Here is a 16,332-nt window from a genome sequence, read left to right on the forward strand (position 1 = left end):
GTTTCCTCCCCTTCTCGGCAACTCCCGCTCCGCGTACGACCATTGACGCCTTCTCCGCCCCGGACTACTGCCCGAACATGTTCAGTGAACGCGTTCAGCGAACGGCTCGGCACCCCCATGACCTCCCGTAAGGAACAACGGGCCGCGACCCGGGGCCGCGTGCTCGCCGCCGCCGGGGAGCTCTTCGGGACCCGGGGATTCGAGGCGACCACCGTGCGGGACATCGCAGCGGAGGCAGGCGTCAGCGTCGGCACCGTGATGGCCGTCGGGGACAAGGCGGCCCTGCTGGTCGAGCTGTTCGACCAGCGCATCGCCGACCTGCACCGGACCCGCGCGGAAGCCCCGCCCGTCCCGCCGCCGGCTCGCCCGCCCCGCCTCGCCGACGAAGTCCTCGCCCTCTTCGCGCCGTTCGTCGCCCTCTTCGCCGAGGACCCGCAGCTGACCCGCCACTACGCCGCCGGCCTCGTCACCGGCCGCTACGCGGCGGGCGTGTTCGACGAGCTCGCCACGCTCCTCCGGCGCGAGATCAGCGACGTCCTCGTACGGGCCGACTTCGCCCCGGACGCCGCCGGGCGGGCCGCGACCACGATTCATCTCGCCTACCTCGGCGCGCTGTTCGTCGGCGCGGGCAGCGGCGAGCCGGACGCGAGCGGGCCCGTCGAGGACCTGGTCGCCGTCGTCGAATTCCTCACCGCGCACCACGAGAAGCACGCACACGAAGAAAGCGAGCAGCGATGACCCTCACAGCCGACCCGTGGTGGCCGCAGGCCGTGCTCGCGGCCGTGCTCGCCGGTGACGCGGCACTGTCCGTCCGCCCGCCCGCGTTCATCCGCGCCTGCCTGCACGGCGTCGGCTTCCCCGAGGACTGGTGGTGGTCGCTGATCGCGGTCAAACTCCTCGCCGCCGCCGGACTCGTCGCCGGGATCCAGGCGGCGGGCGTCGGCGCCGCGGCCAACGCCGGCGTCGTCTGCTACTTCCTCGCCGCCTCGTACGCACACATCCGCGCGCGCTTCCTGAAGACCGAGTTCTGGGTCAACTGCCTCGGCATGCTCGCGCTTTCCCTGGGCGCGCTGGTGGTGTCGTACGCCCCCGGCATCTGACCGAGGCCGCGCGGGGCGCCGCCCTCGGGCCCTACGCCACCACCGGCCGCCGTCCCCGTGCCCCCAGCGCCGCGGACGCCGCGCCGATCAGGCCCGCGTCCGTGCCCGTGACGGCCGGGGCGACGGTCAGGCCGCTGACGAAGGACAGCGTGGCGTAGTCGCGCAGGGCGCGGCGCAGCGGCACGAACAGGACGTCGCCCGCCTTGGCCACTCCCCCGCCGATCACGGCGATGTCGATCTCCACGAGCGTCGCCGTCGCGGCGATCCCGGCGGCGAGGGCCTGGGCGGCGCGTTCGAAGGACGCGCGCGCCACCGGGTCGCCCGCGCGGGCCGCCGCGGCCACCGCGGCCGCCGAGCTGTCGCCGTCCGGTCCCGGGCACCAGCCGTCGCGTACGGCGCGGCGCGCGATGTTCGGGCCGCTCGCGATCCGCTCCACGCAACCGCGCGCCCCGCAAGGACACGGGTCGCCGTCCAGATCCACGCTGATGTGGCCGATGTGCCCGGCGTTGCCCGTCGGCCCCGGGTGCAGCCGGCCGCCGAGGACGAGGCCGCCGCCGACGCCCGTCGACACGACCATGCAGAGGGCGTTGTCGTACCCCTGCGCGGCGCCCTGCCAGTGCTCGGCCGCGGTGATGGCCACACCGTCGCCGATCAGCTCGACCGGAAGGCCGCCGCTCGCGGCCACCACCCGCTCGACCAGCGGAAAGCCGCGCCAGCCGGGCACGTTGACCGGACTGACCGTGCCCTTCGACGCGTCCACGGGCCCCGCGCTGCCGATGCCGAGGGCGCGGGCGCGCGGCCAGTGCTCCGACCCGGACAGCTCCGCGACGACCGCCTCGACGGCCCGCATCACCGTCTCGCCGTCCTCCTGCGCCGGGGTCGGCCGCTGCGCCCGCACCAGGATGCGGCCGTGGAGATCCACGAGCGCACCGGCGATCTTGGTGCCGCCGATGTCGAGCGCGGCGACGATGTCGTTCTGCATCAGAGTCGGATCTCCAGGTGAGAGAGGCGGACGGAAGCCCGGAGAACAGTCTCCACCGAGACTGACAACGTTGTCTAGGCTCTATGCTCGACGGCACGTTCCCGTCGGCCGGTCCGCGGCCCGTCAACGGCCGTCAGCGGCCGGTCCGGCGGAGCCGCCGAGCCTCGCGGGGCGCCGGAACCCTCGCCGTGCGGGGGCGCCGAGACCCACGAGGGACCGTTGCACAGGAACAGGACAGCACACGTGGCCCAGACCGCTCGCCCCGACCACCGCTACGGCAACCGTCCCACGATGAAGGACGTCGCCGCACGCGCAGGCGTCGGCCTCAAGACGGTGTCCCGCGTCGTCAACGGCGAACCCGGCGTCACGCCCGACACGGAACGCCGCGTGCAGGAGGCGATCGACGCCCTCGGCTTCCGCCGCAACGACAGCGCCCGGGTCCTCCGCAAGGGCCGCACCGCCAGCATCGGGCTCGTACTCGAAGACCTCGCCGACCCGTTCTACGGGCCGCTCAGCCGCGCCGTCGAGGAGGTCGCCCGCGCGCACGGCGCCCTGCTCATCAACGGTTCCAGCGCCGAAGACCCGGACCGCGAGCAGGAGTTGGTGCTCGCGCTGTGCGCCCGCCGGGTCGACGGGCTCGTGGTCATCCCGGCCGGGGACGACCACCGCTATCTGGAGCCGGAGCTGCGGGCCGGCGTCGCCACGGTCTTCGTGGACCGCCCGGCCGGCCGGATCGACGCGGACGTGGTGCTCTCCGACAACTTCGGCGGGGCGCGGGACGGCGTGGCGCATCTGATCGCGCACGGCCACCGCAGGATCGGCTTCATCGGCGACCAGCCGCGCATCCACACGGCCGCCGAGCGCCTGCGCGGGTATCGCGCCGCGATGGCGGACGCGGGGCTTCCGGTGCACGACTCGTGGGTGTGGCTCGGCTCGACGGCGCCGGAGCGGGTGCGGTCGGCGGCCGAGTCGACACTGTCCGGGCCCGAGCCGGTCACGGCGATCTTCGCGGGCAACAACCGCGTGACGGTCACGGTCGTACGGGTCCTCGCGGACCTCGCCGACGCCGACCGCCCGGTGGCCCTGGTCGGCTTCGACGACTTCGAGCTGGCGGACCTCCTGCGCCCCGGCGTGACGGTGATCGCCCAGGACGCCGCGCAACTCGGCCGCACAGCGGCGGAACGCCTCTTCCACCGCCTCGACGGCGCCCACGCGAGCCCTGAGCGCATCGAACTCCCGACCCGCCTGGTGGCCCGCGGCTCGGGGGAACTGCCGCCTGCGGGCTGAGAGTTGCGGCCGGACCGGCACGCGCGCAGGCCCGGACGTCAGGCACCGCCTACCGCCTACCGCCTACCGCCGACCGCCCCCGAACGACCCAGCCGAGGGACGCCCCGGCCCGGCCGCCGCCCGCCCTTACCGCCCCGCCCGGCGCCCGCCTCGTAGCGCCCTTTTCCGGCGCCCGCCGCGTACCGCCGACGCGTGCCACACGAGCGCCGCCGTCGCGAAAGCCGCGAGGAGGGCGCACACGCCCGGCCAGCGGGCCGTGTCCCAGGCCCGGGCGCCGAGCCAGGAGCCCGCGCTGCCGCCGAGGTAGGCGCAGGTCATGTAGGCGGTGTTCAGACGGCTGCGGGCGTCGTCGCGCAGGGACTGGATGCGGGTGGTGTTGGCGACCATGCCGCACTGCATCGCCACGTCGAGCAGCAGCGTCCCGGCGACCAGCGCCCCGATCCCCGCGGCCCCGCCCAGCGCCCCGACCGCGAGGACCGGCGCGGAGGCGAGGGTGCCGAGCAGGCAGACCAGGTTGACCGGGTCCGGCCCGTGCCGGTCGGTGAGCCGTCCGGCGAGCGGCGTGGCGACCATCGTGACCGCCCCGACGAGCGCCAGCAGGCCGACGGCCCGGGCGCCGAACCCGTACGCCGGTCCCGCGAGCAGCAGCGCGAGGCCCGTCCAGACCGCGGAGAACCCGGCGAACACCGTGGCCTGGTAGAAGCCGGAGCGCCGCAACTCCGGTTCGGAGTGGAGGAGTTGGAGGGTGCAGCGGAGGAGTGCGAGGTAACCGCCGGGCGCGGAAGGGGACGTACCGGGAGGCAGTGCGCGGGCGAGGAGCCAGGCCAGGAGCAGCATCGCCGCGGCGGCCACCAGGTACGGCGCGCGCCAGCCCAGCGCCTCCGCGAGCGCCCCGCCGAACGCCCGGGAGAGCAGCATCCCGCCGATGGACCCGCTGGCCAGCATCCCCGACACCGCGCCGCGCCGGTCCGGCGCCACGAGCCCCGCCGCCAGCGGGACGATCAGGGGCGCGGCGACTCCGGTGAGGGCCGCGGCGGCGGACGCGGCGACGAGCAGCGGCAGCGTCGGCGCGAGCCCGGCCGCGAGCAGCCCGGCGCCGCTCAGCGTCAGCAGCACCGCGAGCAGCCGCCGGTGCTGCAGGCGGTCGCCGAGCGGTACGAGGAGGAAGTTCCCTGCCGCGTACCCGACTTGGGTGGCCGTGACCGCGAGGGCCGCCGTGTCGGGCGTGACGCCGAGCCCGGCGGCGACCAGCGGGGTCAGGGCCTGCGCGAAGTAGAGGTTGCCCACGGCCACGGCACAGGTGAGGGCGAGCAGCAGGAGCAGCCGCCTGCTGAGCACGAGCGGACGGGCCGCCTGCGTGGACTCCAGGGAATCCGACCCCGTGAATTCCGACTCCGGGGATTCCGACTCCGGTGTTTCCGACCCCGTGAATTCCGACTCCGGTGTTTCCGACTTCGAGGGCACTGCCTTCGTAGGCGTCGCTGTCATGCCCGTATCCCAGCCCCGGCCGGGTCCGCGCGGTATCGATGTAGCGTATGGCTCAATGTTCAGCAGCTTCGTGCTCGGGGCCGGCGATGTGGCCGACACCCGGTTCGCCCTGTCCCCGCTGCACGAGACCGTGATGAGCCTGCGGGTGCTGCGGGAGCCCGGCCTGTCCGCGCTGCACCTGCCATGGCGCCGCGCGGTGGTCGGCCGACTCGGCGGTCTGGACACGGAGTTGCTGCTCTCCGTGGTGGCCCGCCGCCGTACCCTGCCGGACTTCCTCACCCCGCGCCCGGTCACCCACTTCGCCTCGGTCACCGAGCAGTTGGCCGTCGTACGGGACACCCCGCCCGCGGTCGTACGGCGTGGCCTTCTGGACACGCACGAGCCCGACCCGCTGCCGGAGCCGTTGCGCGCGGCGGCGTCCGGTGGCGGCGACGCGGCGGTGTGCGCGCTGCGGGACGAGCTCTGCCGGCTTCTGGAGGCGTACTGGCAGGTGGCGATCGCGCCCTGGTGGCCGCAGATCCGCCTCGTCCTGGAGGCCGACATGACGTACCGGGCGCGTCAACTGGCCACCGGCGGGCTGCGGTTGATGTTCGCCGACATGCATCCGGACCTGCGCTGGCGCGATGGCGTGCTGGAGGTGCACCGCGTGATCGGCGGCGGCTTCCGCACACCGGGCGACGGGCGCGGGCTGCTGCTCGTACCGTCGGTGTTCGCGCACAAACCCGCCCCGCCGGTCACGTCGGAGGTCGCCCCGGTGCTCGCCTACCCGAGCCGCGGCGTCGGCACGCTGTGGTCGGACACCCCACCGGCCACGCCGACGGGCGCGCTCACAGAACTGCTCGGCGCCACCCGGGCCCGGCTGCTCGCACACCTGGAGGAGCCCCTGGCCACGGTGGAGCTCGCCCGGCGCTTCCGGGTCACGCCCAGCGCGGTCTCCCAGCACCTGCGGGTCCTGTACGCGACCGGCCTCGTGGCCCGCGCCCGGCACGGCCGCCAGGTGCTGTACCGCAGGACGGCGCTCGGCGACCGACTCCTGGGCGCCGAGCGCCAGTAGGTCAGCAGACCGGCAGGCCCGGCAGCGGCTTGTCGTTCTCCCCGCCCTTGATGTAGACGTCGCTGACGAAGACGTTCGTGTTGCCGCTGTCGTCGTCGGTCTTGGCCCACCACACGTTGGTCCAGCCCTGGTACGTCTCGCGGCGGCCCAAGTTCTGCTGGCAGTAGAAATAGTTGGTGCCCGCGTTCAGCACGCCCACCTTCGCGCCGGACGCGGTGTACGAGTCGGCCGTGCGCCACACCGTGCAGTCGTACTTGCCGCCGCCCGCCGGATGGCAGACCGGGGCGGGCTCGGCGCCGCCGCCCGACGAGCCGGACGTGCCGGAACCGCCCGAGCCGCCCTCGCCGCCCGTCGTACCGCCCGAGCCGCCCGTCGTGCCGCCGTCGGACGAGCCGCCGTCCGTGCCGCCGTCGGCCCCGCCCGAGGCGCCGCCGTCCGCCGCGGGCCTGGAGGCGTCCTCGCCGGGCTTGTCGGCCGAGCCGTCCGGTGAACTCGCCGACGGCGACGGGGACTTGTCGCTCTGCTCGGTCGGCTTCGGCCTGCCCGACTTCGACGGGCTCGCGTCCGGCGACGGCGACTCGGGCGCGCTCGGCGACGCCGTCCCGCCCGCCTCGACGCGCTCCCCTTCCGCCCCGGCCAGCCACGCGTACCCGCCGCCGCCCGCCGCGAGCACCGCGAGGACGGCCGCCGCCACGATCAGCGCCCGCCGCCGCTTCCGCGGCCCCGAGGCGCCGGGGACGGGAGTGACCAGCGGGGTGTCCGACCCGTTGGGCGTGTCCGCGCCGTTCTGCGGGTTCACGCCCCCGCCGCCCGCCCCGAACTGGCCGGGCGCATAAGGGTCGTTGAGCCCGTACGAGCCGCCGGGGCCGCCAGGGCCGCCAGGGCCGTACGAGCCGCCGCCGACGCCGACCGTGGGCGCGCCGTGCACGGGCGAGGCGGCACCGGGGCCTTGAGTGGCGGAACCGGGCGGAACCGCGCCCGGCGGAACCGCGCCGGGCCGGGCGCCGGGGCGCAGGATCGTCGTGTCCTCGTCCCGCTCCGACTCCGCGACCGCCGTCAGGAGCCGCTGGGCCGTCTCGGCGTCGGGCCTGGCCTGCGGGTCCTTCGCCATGAGCTGCTGCAGGACCGGCCCGAGCGGACCGGCCTGGACCGGTGCGGGCAGCGGCTCGCTGACGATCGCCGTGAGCGTGGACCACGTGGAGGTGCGACGGAAGGGGGCGTTGCCCTCGACCGTGCCGTACAGCGTCGCGCCGAGCGCCCAGATGTCGGAGGCCGGGCCTGGTTCGTGGCCCTGGGCCCGCTCGGGCGCCAAGTAGTCCAGGGAGCCGACGAGTTCGCCGCTGCGGGTGAGGTTGGTGGAGTTGCCGTCGCCCGGGTCGTCGACCATGGCGATGCCGAAGTCGGTGAGCACGACGCGCCCGCCGCGTTCGAGCAGGATGTTGCCCGGCTTGACGTCGCGGTGCAGGACGCCGGCCTCGTGGGCGGCGGCGAGGGCGGCCATGACCTTCGCGCCGATCGCGGCGGCCTCGCGCGGCGGGAGCGTGCCCCGCTCGCGCAGCACGTCGTCCAGGGACGGGCCGTCGACCAGCTCCATGACGATCAGCGGGCGGCCGTCGACCTCCGCGACGTCGTGCACGGCGATGACGCCGGTGTGCCGGATCCGGGCGGCGGCTCTGGCCTCGCGCTGCATGCGCGTGCGGAGCGCGGCCAGCTCGGCGGCCGCCGCGTCCGTGAACGTCCGCAGTTCCTTGACGGCCACCGGGCGACCCAGGACCTCGTCGACGGCGCGCCAGACGACGCCCATGCCGCCGCGGCCGAGCTGCTCCTGGACGCGGTACCGCCCCGCGAGCAGCCGGCCGACGCCGTCACCCTGCTGGTTCTCCCCCGAAGCCACCGCTGCCCCGCTCCTCAGTAACGCCTTCTCCTGCACGCCGGGGGCCGGGCCCCGGCGTGGAAACCCGCGTACAGACTAAGGGGCGGCGGTGACAGGTGAGGCCGCCGTTACTGGGCCGATGCCGTCAGGGCGGCGCGGCGCGGCGAGGAGAAGCCCTCCAGGTCGGCGCGGGTCAGGCCGGTCAGGCGGGCGACCTCGGCGATGTCCAGGGCGCCGCAGTCGAGGCCGCGCAGCAGGTAGCCGCTGAGGGCCTTGGCGGTGGCGGGCTCGTCCATCACGTCACCGTCGACCTGGTTCGCGTACGCGGACAGGCGCTTGGCGGCGGCCTCGAAGCCCTCGCGGTAGAACGCGAACACCGCGGCGTACCGGGTGGGGATGTGCGCCGGGTGCATGTCCCAGCCCTGGTAGTAGGCGCGGGACAGGGCGCGCCTGGTCAGGCCGTAGTGCAGCTTCCAGGCCTCGTGGACGTGGGCCGTGGAGCCGACCGGGAGGACGTTGGTGGAGCCGTCGGAGACGCGGACTCCGGTGCCGGCGGCGGCGACCTGCATGATCGCCTTGGCGTGGTCGGCGGCCGGGTGGTCACTGGCCTGGTAGGCGGCGGAGACGCCGAGGCAGGCGCTGTAGTCGAACGTGCCGTAGTGCAGGCCGGTGGCGCGGCCCTCGGCGGCGTCGATCATGCGGGCGACGGTGGCGGTGCCGTCGGCGGCGAGGATGGACTGGCTGGTCTCGATCTGGATCTCGAAGCCGATCCGGCCGGGCTCCAGGCCGCGCGCCTTCTCGAACTCCTCGACGAGCCGCACCATGGCGGTGACCTGCTCGGTGTACGTCACCTTCGGCAGGGTCAGGACGAGGCCGTCGGGCAGGCCGCCGGCCTCCATCAGGCCGGACAGGAAGACGTCGAGCGTGCGGATGCCGCGGTCGCGGACCGGGGACTCCATGCACTTCATGCGGATGCCCATGTACGGCGCGGCGGTGCCGTTCTCATAGGCCTCGGCGATCAGTCGGGCGGCGCGGGCGGCGTCCTGGTCCTCGTCCTTGCCCTTGTACCCGTCCTCGAAGTCCACGCGGAGGTCTTCGATCGGCTCGCGCTCCAGCTTGGCGCGGACGCGGCCGTAGACCTGCTCGGCCAGCTCGTCGCTCAGGCCGACGGCCGCGGCGAAGGTGGCGGCGTCGGGGGCGTGCTCGTCGAGTGCGGCGAGGGCGCGGTCGCCCCAGCTGCGGACGGTGTCGGCGGCGAAGACCTCGCCCGGCACGTACACGGTGTGGACCGGCTGGCGGGTGCCCGGGTCGCCTGGGTAGCGGCGCTCCAACTCGGCGTCCACCGGGGCGAGGGAAGCGCTGATGCCCTCGCTGACCGCGCCCGCGAGGCTCGTCGCCACCTGCTCTTGCTGACCCATCCTTACACCCTCCACGTCACGTTTTTCCGCTTCACGGAATCAACAATCCGTATAGCGAAGTTATCTGTGTACCTTCCACCTGGTCAACACCCCCTTTCTCCCTGGACCTGCACCGTTCACCACCTCGGCCCAGTTCCGTTCACTTCTGTCTCGCGCGCGCCTCACAGCATCGGCGGCGCCCCCCGCATGCTGACCCGCGACGGAAGGAGCACACGTGCCTCACGACCGCACCCTCAGCCGCAGACGCGGACTGAAGACCGCCCTCGGCGCCGCCCTGGCCACGCCTCTGGCCACCGGCGCGTTATCCGCCCCCGCCCACGCCGCAGCGCACGACGCCCAGGAGGCCGACGGCCCGCTGCGCACCATGTCGTTCAATCTACGCTTCGCCTCCGACACTCCGCCCAACAGCTGGCCCGAGCGCCGCCCCGTCACCCGTGAACTCCTGCGCCTGGAGCGCCCGCACGCGCTCGGCACCCAGGAGGGCCTCTACGGGCAGCTCAGGGACATCCACGCCGACCTCGGCCCGCAGTACGACTGGATCGGCACCGGACGCGCCGGCGGCAGCCGGGACGAGTTCATGGCGGTCTTCTTCGACACCCGCCGCCTGGAGCCCCTGGAGTTCGACCACTTCTGGCTCTCCGACACCCCGGACGTGATCGGCTCCAACACCTGGGGCGGCGGCTCCATCCGCATGGTCACGTGGGTCCGCTTCCGCGACCTCCTCGACGGCGGCAGGCAGTTCTACTTCCTCAACACCCACCTGGACAACGCCAGTCAGTACGCACGCGCGCGTGCCGCCGAACTCACGGCCGCGCGCATCGGCCGCCTCGACCGCGCGCTCCCGCTGATCGTCACCGGCGACTTCAACGTCCCGGCCCACAAGAACCCGGTGTACGACACGATGCTCGGCGCCGGCCTGGTGGACTCCTGGGACGCCGCGGCCGAACGCAGCGAGCTGTACGCCACGTTCCACGGCTACAAGCCGCTCACGCCGGGCGGCGACCGGATCGACTGGATCCTCACCTCGCCGCAGGTCATCACGCACACGGCGGTGATCAACACCTTCAGCCTCGACGGCCAGTTCCCGAGCGACCACCTGCCCGTGCAGGCCACGCACACGCTCGCGTAACGGCGCGGGAACGCCCGAAGGCCCCCGGGCGGTCCCGGGGGCCTTCGGTTGCGAACAGGCTCAGCCCTTGCGGGAGTTGACCTCTTCGGTGAGCTGCGGGACGACCTCGAAGAGGTCGCCGACCACGCCGTAGTCGACCAGGTCGAAGATCGGGGCCTCGGCGTCCTTGTTGATCGCCACGATCGTCTTCGAGGTCTGCATACCGGCGCGGTGCTGGATCGCACCGGAGATGCCGGACGCGATGTACAGCTGCGGGGACACGCTCTTACCGGTCTGGCCGACCTGGTTCGAGTGCGGGTACCAGCCGGCGTCCACCGCGGCACGCGAGGCGCCGACGGCCGCGCCGAGCGAGTCGGCGAGGGCCTCGATGATCGCGAAGTTCTCGGCGCCGTTGACGCCGCGGCCACCGGAGACCACGATCGCGGCCTCGGTCAGCTCCGGACGGCCGGTCGACTCACGCGGCGTGCGCGCGACGACCTTCGTACCCGTGGCGGCGTCCGAGAAGGACACGGTCAGGGCCTCGACCGCGCCGGCGGCCGGGGCGGCCTCCACGGCGGCCGAGTTCGGCTTGACCGTGATGACCGGGGTGCCCTGCGTGATGCGGGACTTGGTGGTGAAGGACGCGGCGAACGCGGACTGCGTCGCGACCGGGCCCTCGTCCCCCGCCTCCAGGTCCACGGCGTCGGTGATGATGCCGGACTTGATGCGGACCGCGAGGCGGGCCGCGATCTCCTTGCCCTCGGCGGACGAGGGCACCAGGACGGCGGCGGGCTGGACGGCCTCGTAGGCGGCCTGCAGCGCGTCCACCTTCGGGACGACGAGGTACTCGCCGAACTCGGCGGCGTTGTTGGTGAGGACCTTCACCGCACCGTGCTCGGCGAGCGCGGCGGCGGTGTCGGCGGCGCCGTTGCCCAGGGCGACGGCGACGGGCTCGCCCAGGCGGCGGGCCAGGGTGAGGAGTTCGAGGGTGGGCTTGCGGACGGCGCCGTCCACGTGGTCGACGTAGACCAGAACTTCAGCCATGGGACTTCTTCTCTCCTGCGTTGCGAAGAAAAACGGTGAGGGGCTCGACCTGCTCTGCGGGGCTCAGATGAACTTCTGGCCCGCGAGGAACTCGGCCAGCTGCTTGCCGCCCTCGCCCTCGTCCTTGACGATCGTGCCGGCGGTACGGGCCGGACGCTCGGCGGCCTCGTCGACCTTCGTCCAGGCGCCCTCCAGGCCGACTTCCTCGGCCTCGACGTCCAGGTCGTCCAGGTCCAGGGACTCCACCGGCTTCTTCTTGGCGGCCATGATGCCCTTGAACGACGGGTAGCGGGCCTCGCCCGACTGGTCCGTCACCGACACGACGGCCGGAAGCGAAGCCTCCAGCTGCTCGGAGGCGGTGTCGCCGTCACGGCGGCCCTTGACGACGCCGTCCTCGACGGAGACCTCGGAGAGCAGCGTGACCTGCGGGACGCCGAGGCGCTCCGCCAGGATCGCCGGCAGCACGCCCATGGTGCCGTCGGTGGACGCCATACCGGCGATGACCAGGTCGTAACCGGTCTTCTCGATGGCCTTGGCAAGGACCAGCGACGTGCCCATGACGTCCGTGCCGTGCAGGTCGTCGTCCTCGACGTGCACAGCCTTGTCGGCGCCCATCGACAGCGCCTTGCGCAGCGCGTCCTTGGCGTCCTCCGGACCCACGGTCAGGACGGTGATCTCCGCGTCGTCGGCCTCGTCCGCAATCTGCAGGGCCTGCTCGACCGCGTACTCGTCGAGCTCCGACAGCAGGCCGTCCACGTCCTCGCGGTCGACGGTCAGGTCATCGGTGAAGTGCCGGTCGCCGGTGGCGTCGGGCACGTACTTCACACAGACAACGATCCTCAAGCTCACGCCGGCTCTCCTACTGCATCGTCATTTCTGGGCTGCTGCCTTATTACAGGCAGCATAGGCGCCTGAAGAGGCGGATCCCGGTCGGGGCGACCCGCGCTCCGATCGAAATGTTACTAGCTAGTACATCCACAGCCTGCCCATTAAGCAAGCGCTCAGCACTGTGACGTTGCCAACGCCCGGCAGGCGCCCGCGTCCGTCCCGCCGGGCGGCTCGGCTCAGTCCCGCAGGGCGGTGAATCGGCCCTGGTGGTAGAGGAGCGGGCGGCCCGCTCCGGCGGGGTCGCCGACGACGACCTGGCCGAGCACGAGCCGGTGGTCGCCGGCCGGTACGCGGGCCACGATCCGGCAGACCAGCCAGGCGAGGACGTCGTCCAGGACCGGCACTCCCTCGGGGCCCTCGTGCCAGCGGGTGGGCGGGGCGAAGCGGTCGGCTCCGCTGCGGGCGAACGTCGAGGCGAGGTCCTGCTGATGCTCGCCGAGTATGTGCACGCCGACGTACTCGGTCTCGGCGATCACGGGCCAGCTGGAGGAGCCGGTGCCGATGCCGAAAGAGAGGAGGGGCGGCTCGGCGGCGGCCGAGCTGAGGGAGGTGGCGGTGAAGCCGACCGGTCCCGCGGGGCCGCCGGCGGTGATCACCGCGACGCCCGCGGCGTGCCGGCGGAAGACCGAGCGGAGCAGATCGGGCGAGGCGAGCTGCGGGGTACGGAGGTCGGGCGAGGCCGTCATGGAGTTGTCCTTCTGCCGTGGTGTACGAGGGCCGTGGCTGCTCAACGCCCCGGACAGCGCGCGCTCGCATGGCGGCCGAGGTCGACGTCGGCGCGCTCGTAGAGAAGGATTTCCTGCGGCATGGAGTCAGGCTGACGATAGCTGCGGGGTGCAGTCAAGTGGGTACCGCGATGTGGGAGCAGGCTCACGCGCCCTCGGCTTCCCCCTCCGGGTCGCGGTCAACACGCCCTCGGGGCACCGCTTCCGCTTGGACGGCTCCGCTCAGACGGCTTCGCTCAGACGGCTTCGCCGAGGGCGGCCAGGACGTCCGCCTTGCGCGGCTGCCCGCTCGCACGGCGCACCAGCCGGCCCCGGGCGTCGAGGACGAGGACCGTGGGCGTGCGCAGGATGTCGAGGTCGCGGACGAGGGGGAGGTTCTGCTCGGCGTCGATCTCGATGTGGGCGACGCCGGGGACGAGTCGGGCGACCTCGGTGAGGGTGCGCCGCGTGGCCCGGCAGGGCTGGCAGAAGGCGCTGGAGAATTGCACGAGGGTCGCGCGCTCGCCGAGGGCGGCGCCCAACTCCCGCTCCCCGAGCACCCGTTCGCCGTCGCGCACCTTGAGCCTCCCGCTCCGCTTGCGGTGCAGCAGGCCGAAGGCGCTCGCCATGAGGAGCACCGCCGCACACACCATGAGTCCGGTCATCGGAACGTGCAGCGTTCATGAAACCGCAAACATTCCCGTTCCCCGGCGACGGGTTCCGGGGCGATGCTTGACGCGTGGATCACAACGACGGCATCGACGACGGCATCGACGTACGCGGACCCCGGTTCGGCGCGGCCCTGACGACGGTCGTGCTCGCCGTGGTGCTGATCACCGGCAGCGTGTGGCTGCTGGCCGTGCAGGCGGCTGTGCTTCGCGATCGGCGCGGCCGCGGGGGTACAGCGCTCCCCGTACGGGCTGCTGTTCCGTACGGCGGTGCGGCCGCGGCTCGGGCCGGTGGTGGAGCGGGAGTCACCGGCGGCGTTCCTCAACGCGGCGTTCTCGTACTGCCTCGGGTGCGAGCTGTTTCTGCTCCTCAGGCGGGGTTCGAGGGTGCGGCTCTGAGCCTCGGGGGGACGGCTGCGAACGGGCGTACGTGACGAGAATCTCCCTGCTCACCGCCCTGAGGGGTGGCTACTCGGCCGATGATGGGGCACGATCTGCCCAGCGCCCGAAACCTACGGGCCCGTAACTTACCCGCCGGGGAGACCCGTCCCAGGCGCACAGAAGGGTCGATCCGCCCCCATGGCAGAACTCGTCTACCGTCCGGTCATCGGTGCCGCGCTCACCATGTTCAAAGCGCTGGACCTGAAGATCGACCTGAAGGGTGCGGAGCACATTCCGCGCACCGGTGGCGCGGTCCTGGTCAGCAACCACATCAGCTACATGGACTTCATCTTCGCCGGGCTCGCCGCCCGCCCGCAGAAGCGGCTCGTGCGGTTCATGGCGAAGGACGCCGTCTTCCGGCACAAGGTGTCCGGTCCGCTGATGCGCGGCATGAAGCACATTCCGGTGGACCGCAATCAGGGCGAGGCCGCGTACGCGCACGCCCTCGAGTCGTTGCGCTCCGGGGAGATCGTGGGGGTCTTCCCGGAGGCGACGATCTCGCCCTCGTTCACGCTGAAGAGCTTCAAGTCGGGGGCCGCGCGGATGGCCCAGGAGGCCGGGGTTCCGCTGATCCCGGTGGCGCTGTGGGGGACGCAGCGGCTGTGGACGAAGGGCCGCCCGCGGAACTTCAAGCGCAGCCACATCCCGGTGACGATCCGCGTCGGCGAGGCCGTGGAGGCGCCGCGCGAGCAGTACGCGGGGGCGATCACGCGCCGGCTGCGCGAGCGGGTCCAGGAGCTTCTCGAAGCCGCCCAGCGCGCCTACCCGGTCCGCCCGAAGGGCCCGGACGACACGTGGTGGGTCCCGGCCCACCTGGGGGGCACGGCACCCGAGCCGGCGAAGTAGGGCCGAAAGCATCGTCGGAGGGGCTCACTGTTGAGCCCCTCCGACGCGTACCCACTCCCTCTGCCTACTCCCCCACGCGTACCTCCAGCCGTGCCCCCGGGCTGAACTTTTCGATCAGTTCGGTGAGTTCGGTGCCCGCGCGCTCCAGGTCGGCCTGGGGCATCGGGGCGAGGGACTCCAGCAGGAACAGGGCGCTGGTCGAGTCCTCCGTGAGGCGGGTGCGGGGGCCCTGGCGCCAGTTCCAGCGGCGGCAGGTCACGCCGGCCTCGTCGCACCAGACGACCTCGCCCGCGTCCGGGTGCTCGACGGCCCGCTCGCCCGCCGCCGTCGTCACGAACTCCTCGTCGCCCGTGGCGCGTACGAGCCGCATGCCGCCCTGGATGCGGTCCAGGTCCTCGCCGCCCACGGGGATCAGGTGGGCCACGCTGATCGCGTTGTAGACGTCGACCAGGACGTTGATGCGCGGCAGTCCGCCGTCCGCGAGGGCGCGCTTGGCCAGGGCCTCGGCGGAGTTGCGGGTGCGCGAAGGCTTCGCGCCGAACGCCGAGTACGCGGCACGCCACGCCGCCATGTGCGGGTCCTCGTGCGGGGCGCGGCCGTCGAGTCGCTCGGCGAGGCGGCGCGCGGCGTCGTCGAGCAGGGCCGAACTCGCCTCCGTGCTGGGGCCGTTGACGAGTCCGCGGGCCTCGATCGCGAGGTGGGTGAAGCCGGGGACGAGGGTGCGGACCTCGTCCGCGACGGTCAGTTCGAGTGTCATGCCGGGCCTTGGGTCGAAGCGGTCACAGTACGTCGGGATGCTCATCGGGCATCCCACCGGGGAGCTCGGGAAGCTCATCGGGGAGCGACGCCCACAGCGTCGGGCGGTCCGGGGCGGACTTCAGCGCGTCCAGGACCACCCCCACCGGTTCAGCATAGAGTACTGGATAGTCCACCTCACTGAACTCCGCGCGCGGCACCCACGCCAACCGCTCCCCGGCGAGGGAGAACTGCGCGTCCACGCCTGGCTTGTTGCCGCGGACGTCCTGGCGGTGCCAGGCCCCGTCGAGGTGGACCGCGATCAGGCCGTGCAGGGCGTACCCCTCCTCGGGGCCGTCGGCCAGGGTCAGGCGCTGGTAGCAGAGGGCGGCGGGGATGCCGGCCGCGCGCAGCAGGGCCGCGGCCGCGTGGGCCTTGGCGTGGCAGATGCCGGTCCGCTGCGCGAGCACGTCGGAGGCGCGCCAGGTGACCCGCAGATCACCCGAGTCCGCGGAGTGCGGCACGGCGTCGCGGACCAGTTCGTACGCGGCCCGCGCGTATGCGTATGCATCGCCCGTCTTCGACCACAGCTCGTCGGCGAGCCGTCGTACGGTCGGGTGCGCGTGGTCGATCGCTTCGTTCTCGGCGAGATACGCGGCGAGTTCGGGGCTCTCCTGTATGAGTTCCATGGGCGCC

The 16,332-nt window shown here is 73.1% G+C and carries 16 protein-coding genes and 1 pseudogene; 7 read left to right on the forward strand and 10 right to left on the reverse strand.

Annotated elements, in window-relative coordinates; all coding sequences use genetic code 11:
• Positions 1-84: 84 nt before the first annotated feature.
• Together ACIDOF_RS23055 and ACIDOF_RS23060 are read left to right on the forward strand one after the other, a co-directional pair.
• A complete protein-coding gene (locus ACIDOF_RS23055; RefSeq protein WP_409007929.1) occupies positions 85-738 on the forward strand; it encodes a TetR/AcrR family transcriptional regulator in 654 nt (217 codons plus the stop codon).
• Positions 735-1,100, forward strand: coding sequence for a DoxX family protein (locus ACIDOF_RS23060; RefSeq protein WP_409007930.1), 366 nt, complete (start codon positions 735-737; stop codon positions 1,098-1,100). Before ACIDOF_RS23055 ends, ACIDOF_RS23060 begins: the two co-directional genes overlap by 4 nt.
• 31 nt (positions 1,101-1,131) lie before the next feature.
• Here the strand turns inward: ACIDOF_RS23060 and ACIDOF_RS23065 are convergent, their stop codons facing one another.
• Complete coding sequence (locus ACIDOF_RS23065) at positions 1,132-2,082, reverse strand: ROK family protein (protein WP_409007931.1); 951 nt, start codon at positions 2,080-2,082, stop codon at positions 1,132-1,134.
• Between the two features lie 291 nt (positions 2,083-2,373).
• On the opposite strand from ACIDOF_RS23065, the gene ACIDOF_RS23070 reads away from it, so the two are divergent.
• Positions 2,374-3,369, forward strand: coding sequence for a LacI family DNA-binding transcriptional regulator (locus tag ACIDOF_RS23070; protein WP_409008124.1), 996 nt, complete (start codon positions 2,374-2,376; stop codon positions 3,367-3,369).
• A gap of 126 nt (positions 3,370-3,495) precedes the next feature.
• Here the strand turns inward: ACIDOF_RS23070 and ACIDOF_RS23075 are convergent, their stop codons facing one another.
• Positions 3,496-4,707, reverse strand: a complete 1,212-nt coding sequence (locus ACIDOF_RS23075) for an MFS transporter (protein WP_409007932.1) — start codon at positions 4,705-4,707, stop codon at positions 3,496-3,498.
• Positions 4,708-4,912: 205 nt separating this feature from the next.
• Between ACIDOF_RS23075 and ACIDOF_RS23080 the strand changes: the two genes are divergently transcribed.
• Complete coding sequence (locus ACIDOF_RS23080; protein WP_409007934.1) at positions 4,913-5,911, forward strand: ArsR/SmtB family transcription factor; 999 nt, start codon at positions 4,913-4,915, stop codon at positions 5,909-5,911.
• A gap of 1 nt (position 5,912) precedes the next feature.
• Here ACIDOF_RS23080 and ACIDOF_RS23085 read toward each other — a convergent pair whose 3' ends face one another.
• A complete protein-coding gene (locus tag ACIDOF_RS23085; RefSeq protein ID WP_409007935.1) occupies positions 5,913-7,805 on the reverse strand; it encodes a serine/threonine-protein kinase in 1,893 nt (630 codons plus the stop codon).
• 107 nt (positions 7,806-7,912) lie between these two features.
• Positions 7,913-9,202: a DUF6986 family protein gene (locus tag ACIDOF_RS23090; protein WP_409007936.1), complete on the reverse strand. Its 1,290-nt coding sequence runs from the start codon at positions 9,200-9,202 to the stop codon at positions 7,913-7,915.
• A 214-nt stretch (positions 9,203-9,416) separates the two neighbouring features.
• Between ACIDOF_RS23090 and ACIDOF_RS23095 the strand changes: the two genes are divergently transcribed.
• Positions 9,417-10,331 (forward strand): endonuclease/exonuclease/phosphatase family protein, encoded by a 915-nt coding sequence (locus tag ACIDOF_RS23095; protein ID WP_409007937.1) that lies wholly within the window; start codon positions 9,417-9,419, stop codon positions 10,329-10,331.
• A gap of 60 nt (positions 10,332-10,391) precedes the next feature.
• Here the strand turns inward: ACIDOF_RS23095 and ACIDOF_RS23100 are convergent, their stop codons facing one another.
• From ACIDOF_RS23100 to ACIDOF_RS23115, 4 genes are all read right to left on the reverse strand, one after another.
• Positions 10,392-11,354, reverse strand: a complete 963-nt coding sequence (locus tag ACIDOF_RS23100) for an electron transfer flavoprotein subunit alpha/FixB family protein (RefSeq protein WP_409007938.1) — start codon at positions 11,352-11,354, stop codon at positions 10,392-10,394.
• Between the two features lie 63 nt (positions 11,355-11,417).
• Positions 11,418-12,203: an electron transfer flavoprotein subunit beta/FixA family protein gene (locus ACIDOF_RS23105; protein WP_409007939.1), complete on the reverse strand. Its 786-nt coding sequence runs from the start codon at positions 12,201-12,203 to the stop codon at positions 11,418-11,420.
• A gap of 215 nt (positions 12,204-12,418) precedes the next feature.
• Complete coding sequence (locus tag ACIDOF_RS23110) at positions 12,419-12,928, reverse strand: flavin reductase family protein (RefSeq protein WP_409007940.1); 510 nt, start codon at positions 12,926-12,928, stop codon at positions 12,419-12,421.
• Positions 12,929-13,203: 275 nt separating this feature from the next.
• Positions 13,204-13,611 (reverse strand): TlpA family protein disulfide reductase, encoded by a 408-nt coding sequence (locus ACIDOF_RS23115; protein WP_409007941.1) that lies wholly within the window; start codon positions 13,609-13,611, stop codon positions 13,204-13,206.
• A 104-nt stretch (positions 13,612-13,715) separates the two neighbouring features.
• Between ACIDOF_RS23115 and ACIDOF_RS23120 the strand changes: the two are divergent.
• Positions 13,716-14,013: pseudogene (locus ACIDOF_RS23120) on the forward strand (DUF4395 domain-containing protein).
• Between the two features lie 180 nt (positions 14,014-14,193).
• Positions 14,194-14,901, forward strand: coding sequence for a lysophospholipid acyltransferase family protein (locus ACIDOF_RS23125; RefSeq protein WP_409007943.1), 708 nt, complete (start codon positions 14,194-14,196; stop codon positions 14,899-14,901).
• Positions 14,902-14,965: 64 nt separating this feature from the next.
• Here the strand turns inward: ACIDOF_RS23125 and ACIDOF_RS23130 are convergent, their stop codons facing one another.
• Together ACIDOF_RS23130 and ACIDOF_RS23135 are read right to left on the reverse strand one after the other, a co-directional pair.
• A complete protein-coding gene (locus tag ACIDOF_RS23130) occupies positions 14,966-15,658 on the reverse strand; it encodes a B3/4 domain-containing protein (RefSeq protein WP_409007944.1) in 693 nt (230 codons plus the stop codon).
• Between the two features lie 22 nt (positions 15,659-15,680).
• Complete coding sequence (locus tag ACIDOF_RS23135) at positions 15,681-16,325, reverse strand: transglutaminase domain-containing protein (protein WP_409007945.1); 645 nt, start codon at positions 16,323-16,325, stop codon at positions 15,681-15,683.
• Positions 16,326-16,332 lie beyond the last annotated feature (7 nt).

This window comes from Streptomyces sp. Da 82-17, assembly GCF_046098215.1.
Lineage (GTDB): Bacteria > Actinomycetota > Actinomycetes > Streptomycetales > Streptomycetaceae > Streptomyces.